A 25,794-nucleotide genomic window follows, 5' to 3' on the forward strand; every position below is an offset into this window, starting at 1 on the left:
GAAGACACACCTGTAGCTGCGCAAAGGCACACTCTACAGACGCATCTTCCTTGTGTAAACACGTAGAAAAGCAGTCTTTCATCTATCTAAATCCCAAACCAGAAACCTGTCCGGTTTGTCCATTTAGTCCATTTAGTTTTCATGAAGCAGAAGATTCGTAACCGCCCATTGCGTATGGGCATCATAATCCCTTAATACAACATCAATAGCTCCGGGAAAGTGAGCTTCGAGCCGTTCGGCAAACTTGCGTTTATAAAGCAGAGAAAGATGAAAATCAACCTCTAGCTTTAAAGAAGGAATCTCGCCTTCAAGCGCAATCGAGCGGGCTGCTCGTTTATGCTTCGCTTGAATCGTTACCATTTGATTGGCAACCGTTACTTTTAACAGTGTTGTACCGACTCCAAACAACTCTTTCGATACATCATTATAAAGTTGAGCAAGAAGTTTTTTCGTTTCATTCGAATCTAGTATCATCTCATCACCTTTATATGAACAAGTTGTATCGCTATTGTACATAAGATTATTCGGATGCGCAATAGAAATGTTCGGAAATTAGGTGGTTATTTTTTATAAAGTGGCATTTGTTACTGTAAATATAAGTTAAGAGCGAACGATATTAATGGTGGAAGGGATAAATATTGTTGATATGCTTTTTTTTGATCACGTGAAAGTCGTTTCGTGTAAAATAAGTGCTACTAGAGAGAGCAGGTGATTAAAATGAATGTAAAAGATGCACTTCAGCTTGGAGATTTGCAAAAAGCAAAAATCCTTGCCGGAGATAAAGGGCTAGATCGAGTGATAAAAGCGGCAGAAGTGATGGAAGTTCCAGATATTAACGAGTGGCTTACGGAGGGCATTCTTATTATCTCTACATTTTATTCCGTCAAGGACGATCCTGAAGCTCAGCTTAGTATGTTTAGAAAGTTGATTGAAGTAAATGGTGCCGGGTTAATTTTAAAAATGGGTAGGTACGTCCATGAGCTACCCGAAGAAATGATGAGGCTAGCGAATGAAGAAAATATGCCAATCATGACGATACCTGTCAATGTTTCTTTCGTTCATTTATTAACGGTGCTGTTTGAATCGAAATTTAAAGAAGCGCAAACAGAAGAAGAAACGCTGCTTGAACAAATCTATCACTTGGGTGAAGTCGGCGATTTGCATGTATTCGTACAAGAGTTGGCAGAAATGACGAGCGGAAACATTGTTATTGAAGATAAGCATAACCGGTTACTTGCCTATGCCAACCAGAAGCCTTTTTCCGAAAGGCGAACATTTACCTTGTTCTCTGAACCGAAGCGAAACTCCTCTCGCTCACAAACGACAATGCGCATTATGTTTAACCAGTATTCGGTTGTACTTGAGCTGCCACAGCAAGACAAGCTTTGGCGAGCGGTTTTGCAAAAGGCATCAGCATTTTTAGAAGGAAAAATTACGTTTCTATTTGAAAAATGCGCTGGAAAAGTGAATAGACGTTTGGAACAAGATGAAAAACAGCTTAAAGAGTTTTTAACTAATCATTCAGACGTGATGTTACGGTATGGTGTTGTGGCTTGCAATCATGAGGCTTTTTCATTAACCTACTCGCCATTACATCAAGCAATTTTCTTTTCAAATTTCTATTCATACGTCGAGAATCACTTACCTTCCTTTTTTTGCGTGCAAAAGCAAGAAACGATTTACCTGCTTTACACACAAGAACGCTATCAAGCTAGAAGAGACATGATCTCTTCCATTCAGTTGTTGAAGGGCGAGCTGGTCATGAATATGGCGCTTCATTTAAAGATGGGAATAAGTCCAGAGTACCAAGATCGGTCTTTGGTCGATCAAGCGTTTAGTGAAGCAAACACAGCCTCTAACTATACTGAACATACGGACGGAATTACACTATACGAAGAAGTTGATTACAAGCAGATGATGACTAAGCTAGCGAATGAGCAGGAGGTAGAGCGATTTGCCGATAGAATGCTTCAACCTCTTATTGCGAGCCATACTAAGGATGAGGCGCTCTTGCAAACATTAATGATTTTTCTAAGGGAAAATGGAAATCATTCTAAAACGGCTGAGATGTTATACGTCCATCGCAGAACCTTAAAATATCGATTAGAAAAGATTGAACAGCGGATGATGTTGGATTTAAATGATAGTGAAAATCGTTTTCTCCTTTATTTTGCTTTGAAGATTAAAGGATTTTTGTAAGGAAAGCTGACAGAACCCTTGTAGAAAAACGAAGCCACTAGCCATTTATTTAATAGAAGTGCTCAAAGTGTGCAGAAAAACCAGAGTTGGTTTTGCACATATTGGGCATTTTTTTAATTGATCTGAAAATTTATAGTTTGATAAAAGGATGGGGGGCATGAACATGCTAGGGATTATTAGGGTGTTAACAACTGAAGACAAGCAGTTATTGCAAGAACATTCAGTTCTATTAAATAAAAAGCAAGGCATCCTGTCTGAATCGCGCTGTATTCCTGATCAGCCTTATGGAATTTTCAATGAAGCAACGTACAACGTGGCTGAAGAAAAAATTGTTCAACTAGCGCATGACTGGGCAGCATCTCAAGAGATTGACGCCTTAACAATTAGCTGCGCTGCTGATCCAGCTTTAGACCTTTGTCGAGAACGAATAGGACTGCCTATCATTGGTGCTGGTGAAGCTGGGGCACTGGAAGCTTGTAAACTTAGCGAGGCGGTTGGGGTATTAGGATTAACGCCAGAGGTGCCAAAGCGTATGCGTGACATCTTAGGGAAACGGTTGGTGGGACAGCTTGTCCCTGAGGAAGTAGTCAATACAACTGATTTATTAGAAGAAGATGCAATAGAGAAGGCAGTAGCAGCCGTCAAGCAGTTAATGGAGCAAGGTGCAGAAGTGATTCTGTTTGCTTGTACGGGCTTTTCAACCATTCATTTGAAAGAATCACTTCAAGAAGAAATTCACATACCGATTATTGATCTTGTTGAAGCTCAAGGTAGGGCATATCAAAACCATTTAGAAAGGAGGAATGGACGGTGAAAGGACGCACATATGACTGGAGTTTAATTTTATTATCCGTTCTAATCGCCGTATTCGGCGCAATTATCGGGATGCAAATTATTACGTCGCTTGGAGTGACGCCGAATACATCCATTATCGGAGCAATGGTCGCCATGCTCATTGCTCGAATACCCGCACAGCTGTTTTACCGCTATCGTAAATTAGAGACTCAAAACCTTGTGCAGACAACGATATCGTCTGCGACGTTCGGCGCAGCAAACAGCTTGCTCATTCCTATTGGTATTCCATATGTAATGGGGTTGCCTGAACTAGTCATTCCGATGCTAATTGGTGCTAGTTTTGCACTTATTATCGACGCACTTATTCTTTATAAAGTATTTGATTCGAAATTGTTTGGCGCGAATGAAGCGTGGCCATCAGGAGTTGCGACTGCAGAAGCATTACGGGCTGGAGATCAGGGAGGAAGTAAGGCGAAGTTTTTGGGGATTGGGATTGCCGGAGGGCTTGCAGGATCAGCAGCTGGAATTCCGATGTCTGCTTTAGGTGTAGCTTTTATAGGAAACATATGGGCTTTAACGATGTTCGGAATTGGGCTGTTAATAAATGGTTACTCCATTCCTTGGTTTAACATTGATATTAATGCGTACTACATTCCTCATGGCATGATGATCGGCGCAGGTCTTGTTGCTTTATTCCAATTTATTTCCGTTATTGTAAAAGGGCGGAGAAAAAGCGCGCCAAATGAGCCGAAGGATGAGGCTGCTCATACGTATACAAGAACCGAAACAGATGTAGCAAAAGGCTTTGGTTATGGTTTTCTGGCCTATGTTTTTGGAGCGATGCTCGTTGCGTTTCTTGCCGGATTATATAGTGATTTAAGCGTTGGTTTTCTCATTTTATTTATTGTTTATGCAGCGTTTGCAACACTTATATCGGAGATGATTGTTGGTGTTGCAGCAATGCACTCTGGCTGGTTCCCAGCATTTGCTGTCACGCTAATTGTGTTATTAATTGGCATTATGATTGGTTTTCCTCCAGTTGCATTGGCACTTCTTACAGGTTATACAGCGGCAACTGGACCAGCATTCGCTGATTTTGGCTTTGATTTAAAAACCGGTTTTATCATTCGTGGACGGACTGATTGGAAGCAGGAGCTTCACGGACGACGCCTGCAGCTAAAAGCAGGCATGATCGGACTCGTCGTTGCCATTTTTATGGTGTTGTTTTTTCACGAAATGTATTTTTCGCAAGGTCTCTTCCCACCAGTTAACCATGTGTTTGCAGCGACAATTACGGATGGCATTGTTGGTGAGACTGGAAAATACTTGCTTATTTGGGCCATTCCCGGCGCTCTTATTCAGTTCATTGGAGGAGCTAAGAGGCAGCTTGGAATTATGTTAGCAACCGGCTTGCTCGTTATGAACCCTTGGGCTGGTTGGGCGGTTCTAGTTGGAATTACGGCTCGTGTCATTCTATTGAAGTGGAAAGGCAAAGAAGCGGAGTCCGCTATGTTTACAACAGCAGCTGGTTTTATTGCTGGGGATGCACTTTACAGCTTCTTTAGCTCCGTATTTAAAGCACGCTAACGACGAAAAGGAGGAGAAAAAGATGGGACGCACTTGGTTATCAGAAGAACAGGTTGAGCAAGCCGTCTACGGTGGCGCTATCCTTGGTGGAGGCGGTGGTGGCTGGATTAAGCAAGGGTTAGAAAATGGCAAAAAAGCACTTACAAAAGGCCGTGTAGAGCTTATAACGGTTGATGAGCTAAAGAACGCCGATAAAGCTGTTTGTGTCTCTCTTGTCGGAGCACCAGCAGCCAAAGAGCAATACGTTAGTGATGCGCAATTCTTCGATACGATCCAATTGATGCAAAGCAATTATCCAGAAAATATCGGAGCAATTATGACGAATGAAAACGGAGCGGCAACTACGGTAAATGGCTGGCTTCAAGCGGCTTTGTCCGGGCTGCCAGTACTGGATGCACCTTGCAATGGACGTGCGCATCCAACCGGATCAATGGGGTCTCTCAATTTATCGGATATACCGAATTATGTCTCCTACCAAACCGCCGCTGGAGGGAAAGACCAGCGAGCTGTGCGAGCGTTTATGAGTGGCGAGCTACAAACCGTTGGTGATGCCGTTCGAACGATGTCGGTGGCCGCTGGCGGAATGGTTGCTGTAGCCAGAAATCCTGTATCAATCGAGTATGTGAAGCAGAACGCCGCAGTCGGCGGAATCACACAAGCGATTGAGCTAGGAAGAACGTTTTTAAGTGAAGCAGTAGGTTTGAATAAAATTGAAGCTGTAACAACCTTCTTACAAGGACGAATTGTAAAGGTGGGAACAGTAAACGCCTTTCAGCTACATACAGCTGGTGGGTTTGATGTTGGAACTTTAAGGGTTGATAACTGTGAGCTAACATTCTGGAATGAATTTATGACGATTGAGGAAAATGGCGAGCGGAAAGGGACTTTTCCCGATTTGATCATGACGTTTGATGTTCAATCAGGCGCACCAGTCGTTAGTGCTGAGATTCAAAACGGTCAACAGTTAGCTGTTGTATGCGTACCGAAAACTGAGTTGCTTTTAAGTTCGACGATGGAGAATCTAGCTTTATTAAGTACGATTGAACCGGTAATTCAAAAAAAGATTGTTTAAGGAGAGTTTGATATGTCACTACTGCATACGATGAATATACTTGAGAAGATGGATGATCCAGGAATAAATGGGGAGCAAATTGTCGCTTTGTTTGAATCATATCATGATGTCGAAGCTACATCGACAACAGTTTCTGGCGAACAAGGATCAACTGATTTTGTGAAGATTGTCATTAAAGGATCACAAGGAAAAGAAAATGGCGGACAAGCTCCATCCTTTGGTATCGTTGGTAGACTTGGTGGTATTGGAGCTCGTCCAAGCCGAATCGGAATCGTGTCTGATGCTGATGGGGCAGTCGCGGCAGTTACAGCTGCTTTAAAGCTTGCCGAGATGGCGAAAAAAGGGGATCAGCTTCCTGGTGATGTGTATGTGACCACTCATATATGTCCAACTGCGCCAACCGTCCCTCATGAGCCGGTAGATTTTATGGGATCACCTGTAGACATACTGACGATGAATCAATATGAAGTGCTGCCAGAAATGGAGGCAATCGTTTCCATTGATACAACTAAAGGCAATAAAATTATTAAAAACAAGGGAATTGCGATCTCTCCAACCGTTAAAGAAGGCTACATTTTACGCTTCAGTAACGACTTACTGCGCATCATGGAAATGACAACTGGGGAGCTTCCGTCCACGTTTGCAATTACAACGCAGGACATTACACCTTATGGAAACAATGTTTATCATATCAATTCGATCTTACAACCTGCCGTTGCAACAAATGCTCCCGTTGTTGGTGTAGCCATTACAGCAGAGTCTGCTGTCCCTGGTTGTGGAACAGGAGCGAGCCACGAAATTGATATCGCTCAAGCTGTTCGCTTCTCCATTGAAGTAGCCAAAGAGTATACGGCGGGAACGACAACTTTTTATGACACGCAGGAGTTTGCGCATTTACAAAAGCTATACGGCTCAATGAATAAGCTACAAACGATGGGATTAAAGGATTAAGATGAGAACAATCGGTTTGTTAACGATTGGACAATCACCGCGAATTGATATGACGCCAGAAATGGAGCGTTATTTGGAGGATGAGCTTGCATTTGTGGAAGCAGGGGCGCTTGATTCTCTAAGCCAAACAGAAATTGATGCACTTCAACCAGAAGAGCAGGAGACGACTTACATTTCAAGACTTCGGAACGGCAGCAGTGCTGTTCTTTCAAAAGAAAAGATGCTACCCTATTTACAGTCGGAATTAACAAAGCTTGAAGAAAAAGCAGCGAGCACGATTGTTGTTTGCACCGGCTCATTTCCGTCACTTGTTTATCAAAAACCTGTGTTATTTCCCGATAAGCTACTTGTGCACGTTGTTGAAGCGACAATTGGTCAAGGTACGCTCGGCACAATCATTCCGCTAGAAGAACAACGAGAGCAGCTTATTCAAAAATGGAATGGAAGGACGGTTCAAACGGCTGTAGCCAATCCGTACACTGATGAGAATGTGGATTCCGCTGCGACTGAATTAGCAAAAAAAGGCGTGTCCCTCATCGTCCTTGACTGTATGGGCTATACAAAAGCCCATAAGGAGCGCGTTCAAAAACAAGTCGATGTGCCAGTGATTTTGGCAAGAAGTATCGTGGCGCGGATTGCTGCTGAGCTTACTTAAGGAATAGAGAAAGGGCGTTAGCAATGGAATTTAAAGCCATCGTAAAAAACATGATGAGCCAGAACGTTCAAGCAAGCGGTACCGAATATGTAATGGTGCTTGCTGATCTGGAGAAAGAAGCGATCGGGCGGAAGGTATTTGATTCATTATGCGAACTCGACTATTCTGCAGAATTTGTAGTTATGCAGACGCGTAATCGTTCGGGGGAAGAACCACCTCTGACCGTATCTGCGGCAATGAAAGCAAGTGAGATCTGCTTTTGCATCTGTGAGCATTCTCTAACTCATACAAAGGCCCGAAAAGATGCGAGTGCAAATGGAGTAAAAGTGATTACCATGCCAGGAATTACGATGGACATGTTCACGGAAGGGGCCATGAAGGCCGATTATTCAAACGTAGTGAAGTTAACGGAAGAGCTAACGTCTGAGCTGACTACAATTAACAAGGCGGTAATTCGTACAGGGAGCGAGGAACAGTATTCGTTAACGCTCCAGTTAGCAGGGCGAAATGGAATTAGCAGTACAGGCGTGTTTGGTTCAACAGGTGCATCAGGTAATCTCCCTTCAGGTGAAAGTTATATTGCCCCGCAAATTGAAGGCTCTGAAGGACAAATCTGGATCGATGGCTCGATCGCGGGGATTGGAAAAGTCACTGAACCGACGCTATTAACGGTGGAGAACGGACGTCTAATCAACGCAACAGGTCCAGCAGGAGAAAAGCTGCTATCTTTACTCGGTGAAGGCGATGGCCGCTACATTGCTGAGTTTGGGATTGGTACAAATGAAGCGGCGAGAGTGACCGGCAATATTTTAGAAGATGAGAAAGCGTTTGGCACGATTCATGTCGCCTTTGGATCAAGCAAAACATTTGGAGGAACCATTGATGCAGGTGTGCACCTTGATTGTGTCACTTTAGCCCCAAGCGTCTGGTTTGAAAAAAAGCAGCTAATGAAGCAAGGGAATTTGCTGGAAGAAAATAAGTCTTGACGAAATAACTCGTTATTTGTCATAATAAGTCTAATTTAATCTTGGTACCTTTAAACCAGTCCAGAGAGGCTGACAAGGACAGCGGATGTGCGAATTCGATTTTTTGAATTCGTGTAGGTCTGTACGCTTTTTTTAGTGTGCATTTCTTACAACACAGAAGAGGCTAATTGTCAGTGACCTGATGATTAGCCTCTTTTTTTCTGCTCCCGGTATCAAACAATGGGGGAATGAAAAATGAATAAGCAGGATCAAGAATTTGCATGGCAGGCAGTACCTAAGTCAAAACGAAAGCATTTTTTGAAGACGCTAGCGGTAATGCTTGGCTTTACCTTTTTCTCGGCGAGCATGCTAGCCGGTGGAAATCTTGGAATCCAGTTATCGTTCGCACAGTTTATCGGCGTCGTGTTAACGGGGAACTTCATCCTTGGTCTTTATACAGGGGCACTTGCACATATAGCCGCAAAGACTGGTCTTTCCACTCACTTATTAGCAAAACATGCTTTTGGCGAAAAAGGCTCCTATCTTCCTTCCTTTTTACTCGCTTTTACCCAGGTAGGGTGGTTTGGTGTCGGAGTGGCGATGTTCGCTGTTCCTGTTGCGCAGGTGCTTGATATCAATGTATATGTCCTAACGATTGTATTCGGCCTTGCTATGACGGCATCAGCGATTTTTGGCATAAAATCGTTGGTCATTCTTGGGTTCGTTGCTGTGCCAGCGATTGCCATTCTTGGCGGCTTCTCCGTGTTAAAAGGCGTTAGCGATATTGGAGGCATACAAGGACTGTTTGGCTATGAACCAACGTCAACCATGGCTATAACAATCGCTTTGGCGATATGCATCGGTTCATTTATTAGTGGAGGAACGCTTACGCCTGATTTTGCACGTTTTGCTAAATCGTCAAAGCAAGCCGTTAGTGCAACGATGATTGCTTTCTTTCTCGGCAATTCCCTCATGTTTTTATTTGGAGCGGTTGGAGCGATGGTGTACGGGTTGGCAGAAGTGTCGGAAGTCATGTTTTTGCAAGGGTTAATCGTACCTGCAATTATCGTTTTAGGACTGAACATCTGGACAACAAATGATAATGCCTTGTATGCATCGGGACTTGGCTTTGCTCATATTACAAAATGGCCGAAGAAAGTGCTCGTTATTATAAACGGGTTGATTGGGACGGTGTTTGCGATGTGGATGTACACGCATTTCGTCGGATTTCTTACCGTTTTAGGCGTGGCGATTCCATCGATCGGAGCAATTTTAATCGCCGATTACTTTTTCGTCAAGCGGAAAACAGGTTATAATAATGCGGTTAGTAAGTCTGTCCATTGGAGTGCGATGGTGTCGTGGGCAGGCGGTGTGGCAACTGCTCAGCTTGCACCTGGCATTGCGCCACTAAACGCTTTAATTGGCACAATTGTTCTCTATCTGGTGTGTATCAAACTATCTCGTAAATTTGAAAAGAAAAAGGACTTGGTGATAGGTTATGATTATTCTAAACGCGACGTTGCGCAATAAGGAAGGACGCTGGAATTTACGCATTCAGAACGGTGAGTTTACTTCGATCACGCAAGCACCACTGGATAGTGAAGGTGAAGACGTTCTTGATGCAGGTGGATCGCTCTTACTTCCGCCATTTATTGAACCACATATACATCTAGATACAACGATGACCGCTGGAGAACCTGCTTGGAATCGGAGCGGGACCTTGTTTGAAGGAATTCAGCGCTGGTCTGAGCGCAAAGCGTTCTTAACGCATGAGGATGTAAAAGAACGGTCGAAAAAAGCACTAAAATGGCAAGTCGCTCAAGGCATTCAACATGTTCGGACCCATGTTGATGTGACGGACCCGAATTTAACCGCGTTAAAAGCGCTGCTCGAAGTAAAAGAAGAAATGGCTCCTTATGTCAATCTTCAGCTGGTCGCTTTTCCACAAGAAGGCATTTTGTCGTATCCAAGTGGGGCAGAACTGCTTGAAGAAGCGTTAAGAATGGGGGCAGATGTTGTTGGTGGCATACCTCATTTTGAATTTACAAGAGAGTACGGCGTTGAATCTATGAAAATTGCCTTTGACTTAGCTGAAAAATACGATCGTCTTGTTGACATCCACTGTGATGAAATTGATGATGAACAGTCACGGTTTGTAGAAGTTGTCGCAAAGGAAGCCTATGAAAGAGGAATGGGGCACTTAACAACGGCGAGTCACACAACGGCGATGGGATCTTACAACGATGCCTATACCTCAAAATTGTTCCGCTTGTTGTCCATGTCGGGTATTAATTTCGTTTCCAATCCATTGGTAAACATGCATTTACAAGGGAGATTTGATTCCTATCCTAAACGAAGAGGCTTAACACGGATCAAGGAATTAACAGAAGCAGGTCTCAATGTATCGTTTGGTCATGATGATATTTTTGATCCGTGGTATCCACTCGGTACGGGGAATATGCTGCAGGTGCTGCATATGGGTATTCATGCTGCCCATATGATGGGTTATGATCAAATTGTTGACTCCATTGATTTTATTACAACGAACAGTGCAAAGACCTTGCACATTGAAGATCGCTACGGCATTGAAGAAGGAAAACCGGCTGATTTTATACTAGTAGATGCTGAAAACGAATATGAAACAATTCGAAAACAAGCAACGGTGACCCATTCGTTTAAAGCGGGAAAACAAATTGCTAAAACACAACCGGCAACAGCGGCACTGTTTATGAAGGGCGAAGAAGAGCAAATCAATTTCAAGAAATAAACCAAAAGAGAGCCGATCAACGCTATCGTTCAAAGCGTGATCATAGGCTCTCTTTTTTTGAATCCTGCTTACAACGTTGTTCTTGTGTTTAAGGAACCCTTCCATCTCTATACGACTACTTACCCCTTCGTCCCCGAAATCACAACACCTTGGATAAAGTACTTCTGCGCAAAAAAGAATAAAATCAACGGTGGCAACACGGCCATGACGGAAGCGGCCATTAACAGTTGCCACGGTGTTGCTGCATAAGCCGCGGTAAAGTTTGCTAATCCGAGTGAAAGCGGGTATAGCTCTTGCGTGTTCAAGTAAATGAGCGGCCCCATTAAATCATTCCAGCGGAACATAAATTCAATAATCGCCGCGGTTGCCATTGCCGGCAGGGAGAGTGGCAGGATGATTCGAAAGAAGATCGTGAAGTAGCCGCCTCCATCAATCGTGACTGCTTCATCGAGCTCTTTTGGCAAGCCGAGATAAAACTGCCTCAGCAGAAAAATAAGAAAGGCGCTTCCGGCAATGACGGGTACGGTTAAAGGTAGATAAGAATCAACCCAGCCAATTGAATTAAACAGGAGGTACTGGGGAATCATCACAACCTGCTGCGGCAGCATCATTGTGCTGAGTACGAGTGCAAACAGCACGGTCTGTCCTCTGGCGCGGAAGCGGGCGAAGCCAAAGGCAATCATCGCTGAGAAGAACACTGTACCGACAACGGTCACGACCGTGTACCAAGATGTATTCCACAAATACGTTCCGAACGGATGATTCTGAAAGACTTCGATATAGTTTGACCAATTCCAGTTTTCTGGTAGAAGGGAGAGTGGATTTGAGACAATCTGTTCAAGTGACTTTAATGAGGTAAAGACCATCCAAGCAACGGGAAACAGAAACAAGGATAGACAGGCGATTAAGCCGATGTACATCAGAATTTTTCCACCGGTTGAGAGCTCTCCTGGAGAGTAATGAGTTTTCTTAAAAAGCTGTTTCATAGATCCTTGCCTCCTCGTTTATTTGTCATATTCGTAATGGACGTTTTTGCGAGATACATAGAGTGCTAAAAAGGTCAGAACAAAGATGATAAGAAACAAGATCCACGCTTGAGCAGAAGCATAGCCCATCCGGTTTTGGAAAAACGCGGTTTCAAATAAATAATAGACGTAGAAATAACTCATCCAGTCAGGTCCACCATCTGTGATAACGTACGCCTGCGTAAAAATTTGAAATGACGCGATAATCGAGATAATCACGTTAAATAAAATAATCGGTGAGATAAGCGGGACCGTGATGTTCCGAAAGCGGCGCCATGCGCTCGCGCCGTCTATTGCTGCTGCTTCGTATAGTTCTTTTGGCAGCTGTTGCAGGCTAGCAAGGAAGATGATCATGGTGCTGCCGACAGCCGTTAACTGCATCAAGACGAATGAGGGGATCACGGTCAGTGGATCGGTGAACCAGCCAGGTCCGGTAATGCCAAACACTTCATATAAAAAGGAATTGACTACACCAAACTGCGGGTTAAGTATCCACATCCACAAAAACGCGACGGATACCCCTGAGATAATCGAAGGGGCGTAGAAAAAGGTACGAAAAAATGCCTGCCCTTTTATTTTTGCATTCAGCAATAAGGCCAGACCGATTCCAAGAATGATCGTAAAAGGAACAGCTAAAGCAGCATAAGCCGTTGTTACAAACAGCGAGCGGTAAAAGATGGGATCAGAAAATAGATTGATAAAGTTTTGCAGACCAACAAACGAAACGTCTTCTAAAATCGCATAGTCCGTAAAGCTAAAATAGAGCGAGGCGATCATTGGACCAGCAATAAAGACCGTAAAGCCAATCAGCCAGGGGGAGATGAATAACCAGAAGTATTTTTCTTCTCGTTTCGCGCCAATTGACGTATGTTTTAACGGTTTGGTTTTTTGTGACGGTGACGTTTTGACTTCCATAAGTGAACCCTCCTCTGCTAATACGTTAGCGACGTAATGTTTTCCTGAAGTTCTGCTAGTCCTTCATCAACACCTTTGCGGCGATCATAAATGGCGTTAATCGTCATATTCTGATGCTTTAGTACCGGAGCGAAGTTGGAGATTAAATGATTATCAGTCGGACGCCCATACTGCAAGGCCCCTTCTTCAGCGATGCGCAAGTCAGCAACAGAAATACCGGTGCGTTCCGAAATCAATTCAAACCACAATTCTTTTAAATCACCGTGAGCAGGACTTTCAAGCGTCATCTCGGTCATCCACTTCGCAGCGCCTTCAGGGTCGAGTAAGAACTTGAGGAATTCCCACGCTTCTTCAGGGTGTTTGCTTTTCTCACTAATTGACCACGGATCGACATAGAGCGAGATTTGCCTTTCTTCATTTGTATAAGGATAAGCAGCCAGTCCCCAGTTCAAGTCGGTATTCGCATACTGACGTGTTCCCCAGCCACCCTTCATCACCATACCAACCCGACCGCTCAGAAAAGGGTCACTTAACTGCTGGAGTGCAGCAATTTCACTTTGCGGAGGCATCACTTCATGGACATTGATTAAATCGGAGCGCTGCTGGATTGCCTCACGATTCCTTGGATTTTCTGCGATGACAGGTTCGGTTAAGACTCCTGTTTCGTAATTATCTTCAGCAAAGAAATCACCGCCGAAGGACCAGGCGTTTTTGTTTGGCGAATCTTCATCTAATACGCCGTAAACCCGCTGAGTTGGTGGTAAGTCATTTCGCGTAATTGCTTTGGCTGCGTCGATCAAGGCCTCGTAATTCCAGCTTTCGTCATTCCAGTCGGTTGGCGGGTACTCAACCCCAGCCTCATCAAATAAATCTTGGTTATAATAAAGGTAGGAACCCATCGAGAGAATCGGTATTCCGTACACACCATCTTCCATTTCATAGACGTCGGTCAGCGTTTCGTCAATTCCATCCGTGACGTGAGGGTCTTGTTCGAGAAACGGGGTCAAATCTTTTAACGCCCCCATTGCGTAATAGCTTCCAAAGCCTGAATCAGCCCAGTTCGGTGACCACACATCAGGGACATTGCCACCAGCGATCATTGTCTGCAGTTTTTGATCAATTTCACCTTGAGGAATCGTCTGCAATTGAACGCGAATCCCCGGATTTTCTTCTTCAAACGCTGCAATTACGCGGTGCTCCCATTCAACAAGATTTGGATCACTACGAACGAGCCAAGTCAGCACAACATCTCCACCACCAGCAGCTGGTTCATCTGAACAGCTGGCTAAGACCGATACACTAGCAACAATTGGGACGAGCAGAGCAGCATGAATTCGTTTTTTCATCCAGATCCCTCCGTAAGAAGATTTAAAGAAAACGCTTACAATAAAAACCTTCGCGATAACTAGATTTATTCCTGCCGATGTTTTACATCGATATGCGGGATCTTATGGCGCTATGGTTGGGAAAGGCAAGTTAAAAAGAAAAAAGAGCCATAGACATTTTCTCTATGACTCTGTTGCTATTAAGCTTTTACTTCTTTCGTTAATTCATTGATTGTTGCTGCACGGTAGGTATTCATAACCGTACCTGCATCATCTGTGTGAAATAGAAAAGAACGCTCTTTTTCTAATAGAAAGCTATAGGTTTTCCCGTTACGAGGATTCGTAATCTCAACCTCAACATCCCCTGCGAACTCTGAAACAAATAGAAACAGGTCACCATTCTCATAGGAAAGTCTTCGACCGTATACACCGGGATTCTCTCCACCTTTGTTCCAAATCAATTCTGTACGGATTCCTGCTTGTTTCATTGCAAAGCGATAAAGCGCTTTAAGCGATTCAGTGCGATCATTTAGCTCAATTGGTAGAGGGCTCCATATAAATGTACCTGCGCCGATGGCAAGAGACGTTACTTCATTTTGTTTAGAGTGGAGTAATGTTTCTTTTGTCAGCTCGGCAATGCGTCGGGCACCAAAGCTGACGGCATGCATTTCTCCATCTATAGACAGCGCTTCTTCACGCAGGACGTTGCTTCGTACTGTAGCACCCAATTCTTGAACAAAACGGTTCGTTTCTTTCCAGCCCGCATTAAGTCGAAGTGGTCCGGTAAAAAGAACCGTTCCCCCTTGTTCCATATAGGCAAGTAACTGGTTAAACGCTTCGTCGCTAAAGTTATGGGCGCTTGGAACAAGTACAAGCTTAGGTGGATTTTTGAGTAGGGCATCTAAGTGATACTCACCATATCCTCGTGCATGGCAATTTAGTTCATAGGATAACGTACGAACTGCTTTTGTTGTTGCTGCAAAAGCAAGCTTTCGAGTCGAAAAATCATTTGAGTATGGGTAAACGATTGCGATATCTTCAAGCTGACGATTATGAAATAAATCCTGCGATTGCTTCATAAAAGCACCAAAATCATAGGAAACGTCTGCTTCTGGTTTTTCAGTTCCATCGGCACGAAGCGCTCCAATGTTCGATTCGTTGACATTGTCCATATAAAAGTTGGTGTTCCACAGCCACTGAACAGCTCCTGCTCCACCAGTTGAGAAGGCATAAGCATATTTTCGTTCTAAGATATTGCGTAGCTCTTCTTCAGTTCGTTTTGCCGACCCATCTGGGTTCTCTAAGTACATGATTCCTGTTTCCTGAACGAGATTCGGTTTTTCGTGCGTTTTCGTAAATACACCATCCCAGACAAGATGATCCTGTTGCCACCATGTATGATTTGTTGTGTAATCCACCGTTGAAGCATAGAAAAACGGTGTCGGTCTTTGCGAACACAAGGCTTCGTCTTGACCTACGGTGATTAAACGATCTGGATGAATCGTATGCAATGTTTCGGATAGTTGCTCTGCCCAGCGATTGTGCATGTCCATTGTGAATAGCGTATAGTCAAGCCAAACAAGGCTCTTACTAGGGTTACGCATATCTTGAACGTCAAAGTTCATATCGATGTGCTCGGGTGGAGTAATGCTTTCAAATAAAGGTAGTTCCACCGGTGAATAGTTCCACGCCTCTTGCACTTGGCGAATGGTTCCATATTTCTCTTTAACCCAATCCTGAAACGCTTGAATTTCAAACGAATCTTGAGCCGAACGAGGGCCAGAAAAAATGCGTTTTGGATCAAACATCGATGGTTCGTTAATAAGGTCCCAGTGAAGATGGGTTGCCTTAGTGTAGCGAGAAGCAATTGCAGCAATAAATCGTTTCTGTGCTTCGACACTGCGCGGGTCTAAATAAGGGTTGCTTCCTTCCCAAAGTTCAGGTGTAAACGCAAAGAAGGTGAAGCATAAGTCAAGCTCATGTTTTTTTGCCGTAAGCACAAAAGCATCAATGGCCCGAAGAACTTCTTCGTATGGGTGTCCATCAACAAACATAATTTGACGCCAAGCCGTCCAAATTCCAGAGCGAATATGATTAATGCCCGCATGTTTCATCTGAGCCATGTCTTGATCCCAGACATGCGCGTTAGGCATAAATAGAAATTTTCGAGCAACATCAGACGTCATATACGTCATGCCGACGATTGGGAAAGGTTTACCGTCTTTCTCGAAGTAATCACGGTTTGCTTTTAGTGGAGACCCCGATGCTAGCAGCTTTTCGGAGAAGCCCCAGAATCCTTGATTGAAACGAATGATTTCACCTGAAGATGAAACAGCTTCTGCTTCAATCATATAGAAGCCATCCTCAACTTGGAAAGGAAGTGTTTTCCGGTGAATGACCAGGTTGGCTGACTCCATCAAGGTGAACGTCTCGTTTGCTAAACGGTTTGGCTGATCTTGTTTGAAAACGTCAAATTGAATGCTCCACTGTTTTTCTTGTGTCTTGTTGTGACTAAGTGCCAGGCTTTGAAGTTGAACAGAAACGGTCGGTACTTCGCCAGGGTAATAACTTGCGTAGCCTGGCTTAACCCATATTTCTGTCACTCCTTCTGCTGTATACCAAGCAAGAGTGTTAAGAATGTCTACACCTTGTTGCCAGAATTGTTCATCAAATATGTGGTTACAGAAAATCCAGCGTCCCCCTGCAAATGCACCTTTGGTATTTTCAATTAGAACGACGGGAGCGGATAAATCCCGATTATCACGAGAACGTCCAGTTAAAAGGGGATAAATATGCGCGTCCATTGGACCGCTTGAGCCATTTTCTAAAGGCTGGTCATCTTGTTTCGTAACATGGAGGACAAACCCAAGCGTCGATTGAATGGAGAATGCCCCTGTCACTTCTTTTAAAAGAGGGCGTTCTTCGGATGGCACAAGGCCATTAACGTTTGAGCTATTGACGCTTAAAGCCTCATGTATGTTCAGCTGTTGATGATAAGCTGTCTGCTCGTGCTCAATTTTCCAGGAGTCAGCTTCTTGATAAACCGGATAACGAAATGGAATACCGCCAATATGGACGAGCCCACCTCCTTTTTTAAGGAAGTTGAGCAACGCGGACCATGCGTTTTTTGGAAAATACGATCCATGCAAATTTATAAAGGAATCGTAGTTGCCGTTCTCAAGCGCATCATTTAACTCAGATGCGGTTACGACAGTTTCAAGTGACGCTATATGCGTTGATGACGGACGCTCACCATCAAATGGGAAGGTAGGGTCATAAAAAAACAAGTAAGTCATGGTGAATCTCCTTTTTTAGTTAGTTTTTTACAGCGCCTTCTGTTAAACCAGCGATGAAATAACGACTGAATAAAATAAACACAATTAGTATAGGCAAAGTTGCCATAAATGTCCCTGCAAGGATCATTGAGTAGTCCGTGTAAAATACGTCGTTTAAAGTTCTAAGTGCGATTTGGATCGTGTGGACGCTACGATCTTTTAGGACGACTAGAGGCCAGAGAAAATCATTCCACGTATTCATAAACGTCACAATACCAAGTGTTGCTAAACCTGGTTTGACAGTGGGTAGGACAATGTTCCAATACGTGCGGAATGTGCTACAGCCATCCATTCTCGCAGCCTCAAGCAACTCATCGGGGATCGCAGACGAGATGTACTGACGCATCCAAAAAACACCAAATGCACTCACCATTGCGGGTACGATAACGGCTTGAAGTGTGTCAATCCAACCCAATTCACTAATAATCATAAACGATGGAATGAGCCCAAGCTGTGGCGGGATCATCATCGTAGCCAATAAGAATACAAACAGCATATTTTTCCCTTCAAACTGAAGCTTTGCAAAAGCAAAACCAGCTAATGAGCAAAAAAACAAAACAGAGAGCGTAACTGTTGAAGAGATGACAAATGAATTAAACATGGCTCCAAAAAAATCAATCCGTTCAAATACATTCCGGGCATTCTCAAGAAACTGTGTCCCTGGAATCATGGCTGGTGGAAACTGATTAACGGATGTTGTTGAGTTTGACCCAATAACAAACATCCAGTAGAAAGGAAACAAAGAGACTAGGGCACTACAGATTAGGAATACATATAAGATGATCTTAGGCAGCTTCTTTTGACCAACTTCCTTCATTACAAACAAGCTCCTTTCGTTATTATGTTGATTTAATCTTGCGGGTCACAATTAAGTTAATGAGGGACACGACCATAATGATAAGAAATAGAACCCAAGCAATTGCGGCAGCGTAGCCAAATGAGAACCGTTCAAAAGCTTCTTGATAAAGATATAGCGTCATCGTCAAGCCTTGGGAATCAGAACCAACGCCAAACAATAATGGCTCCGTAAATACTTGCATTCCTCCAATAGAAGAGAGAAGGACGGTGAAGATAATAATCGGACGAATCATTGGAATCGTAATGTAGAAAAACTGCTGAATTTTGTTCGCGCCATCAATTGTGGCTGCTTCATATAAATCTTTCGGAATGCTTTGAAGTCCAGCGAGATAAATAATCGTGTTGTAGCCTACCCAGCGCCACATAACCATCGCTGATATGGCCACATGAGTCCCAAAATAAGAGCCTTTCCAGTTAATCGGATCAAGCCCAATCGAGCTAAGAACATAGTTAATAATGCCGTACTGCGTTCCAAAAATAGCCGAGAATACGATGGCAACTGCGACGATCGATGTGACGTTTGGCATGAAAATACTGAGACGGAAAAAACTTTTTCCTTTAAGAAACGCTTGATTTAAAATAAACGCTAAGACAAGAGCAACAAAGAGCTGTGGGATAGTGGATAACGCCCAGATGGAAAAGGTATTACCGACTGCTTTCCAAAACAACGGATCGTTCGTAAAAAGACCGACATAGTTTGATAGTCCAATAAATTCTCTTTCGCCGAGAATATTCCAACGGTGAAACGATAAGTAAGCGGTGAAAACGAGAGGAAACATCCCGAACACACCGAACAATAAGAAAAAAGGAGAGATGTATAGGTAACCGGAAATTCGATCGCGCGTGCGTTGATTGTATTTTCGTTGCTTTTTTTGCGGCGTTAGGGGACTTTGTTGGCGCACTTCTGTACTCATTGATTCCATCCTTTCTATTACAAGTTGACAAGAAACAGCGTAAGGACTCCTACGCTGTTTCTTGAGTGTGCCTTAACGTGATGTTTGTCGATTGACTTCGTCCATTGCATTCTTCCAGGCAGCTTCTGGTTCAGCAACACCATCAGCGACTGTACCTAACGCATCTTGCATAATGGTGTTGATTGGTGCTGTCATTGGAGCACGATAAACGTCCTTAACAAGAGTTGCAGCTTCTGCAAAAATCGCCCCAATATCATCGCGAATAAAGAACCCGTCGTCCAGCTCAGTGATTGCTGGTTCATCGTAGATTCCAGGTGTGGAAGGGAAGTTTCCATTAGCCTCGAAAATATCAAGTTGATTCTCTGGAGACATTAACCAAGTAATAAAATCATACGCTTCTTCTGGATGATCACTCTGTGCGGGAACCGTTAAGAATGAGCCGCCCCAGTTACCAGAACCTTCAGGCATTAAAGCGATGTCCCAAAGACCTGCTGTGTCAGGAGCATCGTTTTTAATGTTCTGTAACATCCAAGGAGGGAGAAAGACCGTTGCAAAGTCTCCGTTTGCAATTGCTGCGCCCCATTCAGGTGTTTGTCTTTCAATATTTGCTTGGATATCCATTGCTTCAATGGATTTATCCCATGCTTTTAAAATTTGCGGACTTTCTTCAATGATTAAGGTCCCATCTGTTTCAAAATACTGCTTATCACCCTGCTCGCGAATGGCTGAATACAAATCAGCTACGTCACTGAACATGAAGCTACCTGTAGCATCCTTTAATTGTCTTCCAGCCGCAATGTAGTCATCCCAAGTGCTCATCGCTTCAGCAACTTCATCTGGATCGGTTGGTAAGCCGGCTTCTTCAAATAAATCAACACGATACGCCATAGCCATTGGGCCAATGTCCGTAGGGATACCAATAACAGAACCGTCATCAGAGGATGCTTGTTGCCATTTCCAATCGAGATAATCGCCTTCTAAATCAGCAGCACCATACTCAGATAAGTCATGAAACAAATCACTGCTTTCTTTTATTCGCTCTAAATAACCTTCATCAACACCAGAAATATCAGGCGCTCCAGAACCAGCGGCGAGCGCGGTAATCAAATTTTGGTGCGCGTCCGCATACTCAGCTTCTTGAATATTTATCTTAATACCTGGGTTTTCTTCTTCGTATTGCTGCGCTTTCTCAGCGAAACCCATGCCTGGCCAGAGCCACATCGTTAACGTAATATCACCACCACTATCTGAACTTGAACCTGAAGAACAGGCAGCCATCGTCGTAACCAATCCAATACTTCCAGCAACCATTAATGATTTTCGAGCACTACGTAACATTGTAAATCCTCCCCTGATATCTGTTATTTTTGTTATTATATTTGTTATTATTGATAAACATATCACTTACGTTTGTGAATGTAAACGCTTTATTTGAAAATAAAAAAATCGGTGAGCACTAGCTCACCGATTTTTGGGAGTGTCAATCGATTCTCGTAACAACATATCGCCGCTAATTAATATTTTTTCAGGTGGATAGTCTTTGTGTTGAATTCTCCAAATTAACCGATCGACGGCTCTGCGGCCAATTACTTGTTTTAAAACTTGAACCGTCGTTAGTGTTGGAGAGGCGTTTTGATCTTCATCAAGTGAATCAAACCCGGTAACCGATACATCATTGGGACAGTCTAACCCGTTTTTCTTTAGTAAATGAATAATTCGTCTCGCAATATGATCGTTCGCGCAAACAAAGGCAGTTGGAAAAGTAGAGGAATTAAAGCCGATGCGACTAAAGTGTTTTTGCAAAGTAAGTTCCATATCATCATTATAAGGAATAGTTAATAGAGCTGAATTATGAGCTGCAATAGCTAAGTTCTCACGTTCCATCGCTGTACGAAAACCAAGCCAACGATCATAAAAGCTTTGCGAATAAGCGACCTCACCTATAAATGTGAGTTGGGTATGCCCTAGTCCTATTAAGTGATCGGTCATGCGCTCAATACCATTACGATTATCCATAAAAATGCTGTCTGCCCGCACGATTCGCCCTTCATGATCGAGCATAACGATGGGAAGGCTGTATTCTGATAACGCAATGAGCGTTTGCTCATCTAGCGTGCCGACTGTAATAATTCCCAGTAAATTCGTGACATCGACTTTTTTTGAAAGGTCCATCTCGCTTGTAATGACGACCATACCCGCTTTTTCATCCTGTATGCCTAATGAAATACCTTGAAAGACGGCGCCCCAATACGTATAAGAAATGCTTTGATATTCATAATTCGGTAATACAACTAATATATAGCCATTTTCAATTTTAACTTCTGATGATTGAAGTGCAGGTTCTTGTTGGCCTTCTTTTGAATAGCCTAATTGTTTTGCGGTAAAAAGGATTTTTTGCCTGGTTGCCTCGCTTACCCCTAACTTATTATTTAATGTTTTGGAGACTACGTATTTCGAAACTCCAACTGTATCTGCTATGACCTGCATAGTAATTTTTTTCTGACTCACAAACTGCACCGCCCGACTCCGACTTTTTTTGTTAGTTCTGTTAGTATTATAGCAGTAAGAGTTATTATCTTCCTAGTTGTATCTTATGTATGTCTTGATTTTCCAAAAAAAGGACCATTTTAATAAACAATTACATCTATTATAACAAAAAAAGATGGAGGATAGAGTTTGGAAAGAAAAACAAACAGAGCCTGAAAGAAATTGTAGAATTTTAGTTTAAAAGGATACTTGAAATAGATTTGCTTCGAGGAACGTTTTGCTTTCCGCAGGCATGGCCTCAGCGCGATCAGCGAAAATCGGCTTTCGAGAGTGTTTAGACATATCCTGTAGCTCAGGAGCAATCCTGTGTGTTCTACTTACGCTAATTTAGAATAAAAACGAACAATCGAATTTGACTGTTCGTTTTTACTCTATTCCTCTCTATTGAACCAGCAATTGGTCCTTATTCAAAATCATCCATTAGCAAGCGCACTGCAGCTTCAGTCGCTTCGGCAATCAGTGCGTCATCGGACTCAGCGTCTGCTAGATCCTTGCTTGATAGCACGGCAATCACAATCGGGTCTTCATCTGGTGGCCAAAGAATGCCGATGTCGTTTCTTGTTCCGTGAGAGGCGGAGCCCGTTTTATCGCCAACAATCCAATTATCAGGAACACCGGCGCGGATGAGGGCGTCACCTGTAGTGTTATGGATTAACCAGTCGTTTAACAGCGTTTGTCGTTCTTCATCAAGGGCATCCCCAAGTGAAAACGCATAGAGGCTTTCGGCAAGAGCTTTTGCCGAACTTGTGTCGCGCGTTTCTCCAGGATTAACATCGTTTAGTTCCGTCTCCATTCGTTCTGGTTCCGTTATATCATCTCCAATTGCTCGGAGCGCCTCTTTAAATCCTGCTGGACCGCCAATTTCGTTAAAAACAAGGTTAGCGGCTGTATTGTCGCTATAGCGAATCGAGGCATCGCTTATTTCTCGTAAAGTCATGCCCGTATCCAGGTGCTGCTCGGTAATTGGGCTATATGTAACAAGGTCTGCTTCGGTAAACCGTATTTGACTATCTAACTCTTCAAGCGAGAGCTGTTGCAACATCACGCCAACCGCCAACGTCTTATGCGTTGAAGCGTAAGCAAAGCGATCGTCTTCATTGTACGCTACAGTCGTGCCATCACCAGTATCAAGTGCATACACGCCTAAGCGAGCACCGTATTTGTCTTCAAGCTCGGAAAAGGGCGCTGCGGTTTCCTCTTGTTCTGGTTGCTGTTTCTCGCCTTGTTCAGTTGGCTCAGGTGTTCCGCATGCTGCTAATACGATTATTGTAAAAATGGCTCCATATCTCTTCATCTTCCATCAACCTTTCATTGTTTGGATTACAACTGTAGTCAATATTACAATTGTAATCTAAATCTGTCAAACAGGATGTATTCGTGGTATGATGAACGAAAATCGAAGCAAATGGAGGAGCGAATAACGAATGCTTGTGTCACTGCTAGTGCTGACGCTGCTCATTAGCGTTCTCTTTCTTGTCCGTAAAGGCATGCAATTAGTACGGTTACCAGCCAAATGGCTCGATCGGTTCTGGTATCTTCTTTTCGTTGTGCTTATGCTCCCATTTCTACCGCTACAAGCCGTTTCTTATTTTGATGGAGAGACGGGGGGAGCTGAGCGCCTGCCTCCTGTTCCGGGAGAAGCGCAACGAACAGAAGCAACAAGCAATTTGATTTCAGACTTGAGCGTTTCTGTTACTAGGCTTGATTTGGGCTGGCTTGAGTCTGGTCTTTTTGGCGTTTGGCTTGGAGGAATGGTGATCTTTTCCTTTGTTGTTTTGTGGTCCCTTAGTGAACTACGAGCGATGGTTGCGAAGGCCGGTGCTGTTAAAAATGCTCGTTTACGAAAAGAATATCACGCCTGTGTCGAGGAGCTTGGGCTTAAAAAGCAGCCGCTGCTACTGGAGTCAGATTCAATCGTCTCACCTGTAACATGCGGAATTATTCGTCCCTATCTCCTTGTTCCGAAAGGATTGGATGATCGCTTTTCGACTGAGGAGATACGTTACATGTTCCTGCATGAACTTAAGCATCATCAGCTGCATCATCCGCGGATGAATGCGGCCGCGCTGCTGTTCCAGATCGTTTACTGGTTTCACCCGCTCGTCTGGCTCGCGCGTAAAAAGATGGTGATAGACAGAGAGCTTGCCTGTGATGCGGCTGTTATTGAAACAATCGGTCTAAGCAATCGTAAAGCCTATGGCATGACACTGCTGCAGTTCGTCGAGAAAAGACAAGCCCATTCGTCGCTTCAACTCGGAGTTGGCGGAACAAAAAAACAGATTGAGACACGCCTTAATTCTCTTATTCATTACCGTGAAAACGCTAAGATAGATGCGATAAAAGGCTGGATTATCTTTTTGCTAGTTGGGATGGTCATCTTCATGCAAGCACCGCTGCTCGCTTTAGGGACATCGGCAGAGGAAAGGAAGGTGTTTGAAGGGTCAAATGCCAATTATGAAGAGCTTGCTTCTTTCTTTGCTGAGCATGATGGAAGCTTTGTGCTATACAGCGCGAAAGAGGATCAGTATTTTATTCATAATCGAGCCGGGAGTGAACAGCGCTATTCCCCGAACTCAACGTTTAAAATTTACAGTGCGCTGATTGGGCTTGAAGAAGGTATTGTACAACCAGATACAGTCCTCGCTTGGGACGGGACGGCGTCCGACTATCCTGAATGGAACAAGCCGCACTCGCTTAATAGCGCGATGCAGCATTCGGTTAACTGGTACTTTGAAAAAATAGAAGCAGACATGTCACTAAACAAGATGCAGACCTATGTCAGTGAGTTGCATTATGGCAACGAATCAATCGAAGGGGCAACGCCATTTTGGCTTGAATCCTCGCTAACCATTTCACCGGTTGAGCAAGTTGATTTGCTTCATCAGTTGTATACAAACAAACTTCCTTTTCAAGCGGACTCAGTCGCAGCTGTTAAAGACGCGCTCCTGCTAGAGCAAACGGAAGAAACCGCATTATATGGCAAAACAGGGACTGGTGTTGTGAATGAACAGGCTGTTAACGGCTGGTTTGTTGGTTTTGTGGAAACGGTTGACGATACGCTGTTTTTTGCCACGCATCTAGCTGGTGATGAGGAGGCAACGGGACAAAGCGCGTCTGAAATAACCCGAGCCATTTTAGCAGATAAAGGAATTCTAACAGGAGGATTAGGAGTAAATGAGTAAAACCATGCCGAGCATTTCAGATGCAGAGTGGGAAGTAATGAAGATTCTCTGGAAAAATCCGCCAAAGAGTGCAAGTCAAGTCGTGACGGAACTTGAGGCGATTGTCGACTGGAAGCCTAAAACAATCCGCACCCATCTTGACCGTTTAACAAAAAAAGCGATTATTAAAGTGAATCGAGATGAGCGGATTTACACGTTCACGCCACTCTTTTCAGAAGATGAGTGCAAGCGGGCAGAGACCAATTCGTTTATTAAACGTGTTCATGACGGCACAACCAAGTCAATGATGGTACAATTCATTGAAGACGAAACGCTCACAAAAGAAGACCTGCAGGAGCTACGATCCTTGCTTGATGAAAAGCTAGATTAATTAAAGAGTTGAGGCTGGGACAAAAGTAGATAGACAGACCAAAATGACGAACATTCCTGAAAAATAGGAGCGTTCGTCATTTGTTTTAAATTAAAATTAGCGGAAGGAGAATCCGAGACTTCTGGAGTCCAGCACATGTCTGAAGACTCTGGAGTGGCGGTTTTCCACGGAAGAGGCTGAGGCCGTGCCCCCGGAAAGCGAGGAATTCTCCCGTAGCGGTGCTAATCAGCATATTTTAAATTATTTCTCTTCAAATACTACTTTTAGTTATGTCCCAGCCTCTTGTGTTTCACTAATAAAGGAGGAAGATTGAATGATGGATATAAATGGAA

General features: G+C 43.6%; 21 protein-coding genes. 11 read left to right on the forward strand and 10 right to left on the reverse strand.

Translation table 11 applies throughout. The annotated features are described in order from the left end of the window. Positions 1–132 precede the first annotated feature (132 nt). Positions 133–474, reverse strand: coding sequence for a DUF2294 domain-containing protein (locus tag JOC54_RS01680; protein ID WP_200870793.1), 342 nt, complete (start codon positions 472–474; stop codon positions 133–135). 243 nt (positions 475–717) lie between these two features. Between JOC54_RS01680 and JOC54_RS01685 the strand changes: the two genes are divergently transcribed. The 9 genes from JOC54_RS01685 (at position 718) to codA (ending at position 10,991) form a co-directional block, all read left to right on the forward strand. Beyond that, on the forward strand, positions 718–2,199 hold the full coding sequence (locus tag JOC54_RS01685) for a PucR family transcriptional regulator (RefSeq protein ID WP_204463962.1): 1,482 nt from the start codon (positions 718–720) through the stop codon (positions 2,197–2,199). 163 nt (positions 2,200–2,362) lie between these two features. Further along, positions 2,363–3,013, forward strand: a complete 651-nt coding sequence (locus JOC54_RS01690; protein WP_204463970.1) for an aspartate/glutamate racemase family protein — start codon at positions 2,363–2,365, stop codon at positions 3,011–3,013. Further along, entirely contained in the window at positions 3,010–4,581 is a 1,572-nt protein-coding gene (locus JOC54_RS01695; protein ID WP_204463979.1) for an OPT/YSL family transporter, read from the forward strand. Before JOC54_RS01690 ends, JOC54_RS01695 begins: the two co-directional genes overlap by 4 nt. 22 nt (positions 4,582–4,603) lie before the next feature. Continuing rightward, positions 4,604–5,653: an S-methyl thiohydantoin desulfurase family protein gene (locus JOC54_RS01700; protein ID WP_204463980.1), complete on the forward strand. Its 1,050-nt coding sequence runs from the start codon at positions 4,604–4,606 to the stop codon at positions 5,651–5,653. Between the two features lie 12 nt (positions 5,654–5,665). Continuing rightward, on the forward strand, positions 5,666–6,604 hold the full coding sequence (locus JOC54_RS01705) for a DUF1177 domain-containing protein (RefSeq protein ID WP_204463981.1): 939 nt from the start codon (positions 5,666–5,668) through the stop codon (positions 6,602–6,604). Between the two features lies 1 nt (position 6,605). After that, positions 6,606–7,259, forward strand: a complete 654-nt coding sequence (locus tag JOC54_RS01710) for an AroM family protein (RefSeq protein ID WP_204463982.1) — start codon at positions 6,606–6,608, stop codon at positions 7,257–7,259. Between the two features lie 23 nt (positions 7,260–7,282). Next, the gene (locus JOC54_RS01715) at positions 7,283–8,245 is read left to right on the forward strand and encodes an aminopeptidase (protein ID WP_204463985.1); all 963 of its coding nucleotides are present in this window, start codon (positions 7,283–7,285) and stop codon (positions 8,243–8,245) included. 234 nt (positions 8,246–8,479) lie between these two features. Continuing rightward, entirely contained in the window at positions 8,480–9,754 is a 1,275-nt protein-coding gene (codB, locus tag JOC54_RS01720) for a cytosine permease (RefSeq protein ID WP_204463986.1), read from the forward strand. Beyond that, positions 9,723–10,991 (forward strand): cytosine deaminase, encoded by a 1,269-nt coding sequence (gene codA, locus JOC54_RS01725; RefSeq protein ID WP_204463987.1) that lies wholly within the window; start codon positions 9,723–9,725, stop codon positions 10,989–10,991. The genes codB and codA overlap by 32 nt, the downstream gene beginning before the upstream one ends. A 119-nt stretch (positions 10,992–11,110) precedes the next feature. Here the strand turns inward: codA and JOC54_RS01730 are convergent, their stop codons facing one another. The 9 genes from JOC54_RS01730 to bla all read right to left on the reverse strand — a co-directional run bounded on the left by JOC54_RS01730 (position 11,111) and on the right by bla (position 23,204). Further along, entirely contained in the window at positions 11,111–11,977 is an 867-nt protein-coding gene (locus tag JOC54_RS01730) for a carbohydrate ABC transporter permease (RefSeq protein ID WP_204463988.1), read from the reverse strand. Positions 11,978–11,995: 18 nt separating this feature from the next. Further along, positions 11,996–12,931 (reverse strand): carbohydrate ABC transporter permease, encoded by a 936-nt coding sequence (locus JOC54_RS01735; RefSeq protein WP_204463990.1) that lies wholly within the window; start codon positions 12,929–12,931, stop codon positions 11,996–11,998. A 17-nt stretch (positions 12,932–12,948) separates the two neighbouring features. After that, on the reverse strand, positions 12,949–14,277 hold the full coding sequence (locus JOC54_RS01740; protein ID WP_204463992.1) for an ABC transporter substrate-binding protein: 1,329 nt from the start codon (positions 14,275–14,277) through the stop codon (positions 12,949–12,951). A gap of 179 nt (positions 14,278–14,456) precedes the next feature. Continuing rightward, positions 14,457–17,552: a beta-galactosidase gene (locus tag JOC54_RS01745; RefSeq protein ID WP_204463994.1), complete on the reverse strand. Its 3,096-nt coding sequence runs from the start codon at positions 17,550–17,552 to the stop codon at positions 14,457–14,459. Positions 17,553–17,571: 19 nt separating this feature from the next. After that, a complete protein-coding gene (locus JOC54_RS01750) occupies positions 17,572–18,408 on the reverse strand; it encodes a carbohydrate ABC transporter permease (protein ID WP_204463997.1) in 837 nt (278 codons plus the stop codon). A gap of 22 nt (positions 18,409–18,430) precedes the next feature. After that, complete coding sequence (locus JOC54_RS01755) at positions 18,431–19,363, reverse strand: carbohydrate ABC transporter permease (RefSeq protein WP_204463999.1); 933 nt, start codon at positions 19,361–19,363, stop codon at positions 18,431–18,433. A gap of 72 nt (positions 19,364–19,435) precedes the next feature. Further along, entirely contained in the window at positions 19,436–20,701 is a 1,266-nt protein-coding gene (locus JOC54_RS01760; RefSeq protein WP_204464002.1) for an extracellular solute-binding protein, read from the reverse strand. 123 nt (positions 20,702–20,824) lie between these two features. Next, positions 20,825–21,871, reverse strand: a complete 1,047-nt coding sequence (locus tag JOC54_RS01765; protein ID WP_204464004.1) for a LacI family DNA-binding transcriptional regulator — start codon at positions 21,869–21,871, stop codon at positions 20,825–20,827. A gap of 442 nt (positions 21,872–22,313) precedes the next feature. Then, on the reverse strand, positions 22,314–23,204 hold the full coding sequence (bla, locus tag JOC54_RS01770) for a class A beta-lactamase (RefSeq protein ID WP_204464006.1): 891 nt from the start codon (positions 23,202–23,204) through the stop codon (positions 22,314–22,316). A 130-nt stretch (positions 23,205–23,334) separates the two neighbouring features. Here bla and JOC54_RS01775 point away from each other — a divergent pair, with 130 nt between their 5' ends. Both JOC54_RS01775 and blaI read left to right on the forward strand, forming a co-directional pair. After that, positions 23,335–25,092, forward strand: coding sequence for a BlaR1 family beta-lactam sensor/signal transducer (locus JOC54_RS01775; protein WP_204464008.1), 1,758 nt, complete (start codon positions 23,335–23,337; stop codon positions 25,090–25,092). After that, positions 25,085–25,462, forward strand: a complete 378-nt coding sequence (blaI, locus tag JOC54_RS01780; protein WP_204464009.1) for a penicillinase repressor BlaI — start codon at positions 25,085–25,087, stop codon at positions 25,460–25,462. The genes JOC54_RS01775 and blaI overlap by 8 nt, the downstream gene beginning before the upstream one ends. Positions 25,463–25,794 lie beyond the last annotated feature (332 nt).

It is taken from the genome of Shouchella xiaoxiensis (genome assembly GCF_016907895.1).
Taxonomy (GTDB): domain Bacteria; phylum Bacillota; class Bacilli; order Bacillales; family Bacillaceae_D; genus Shouchella; species Shouchella xiaoxiensis.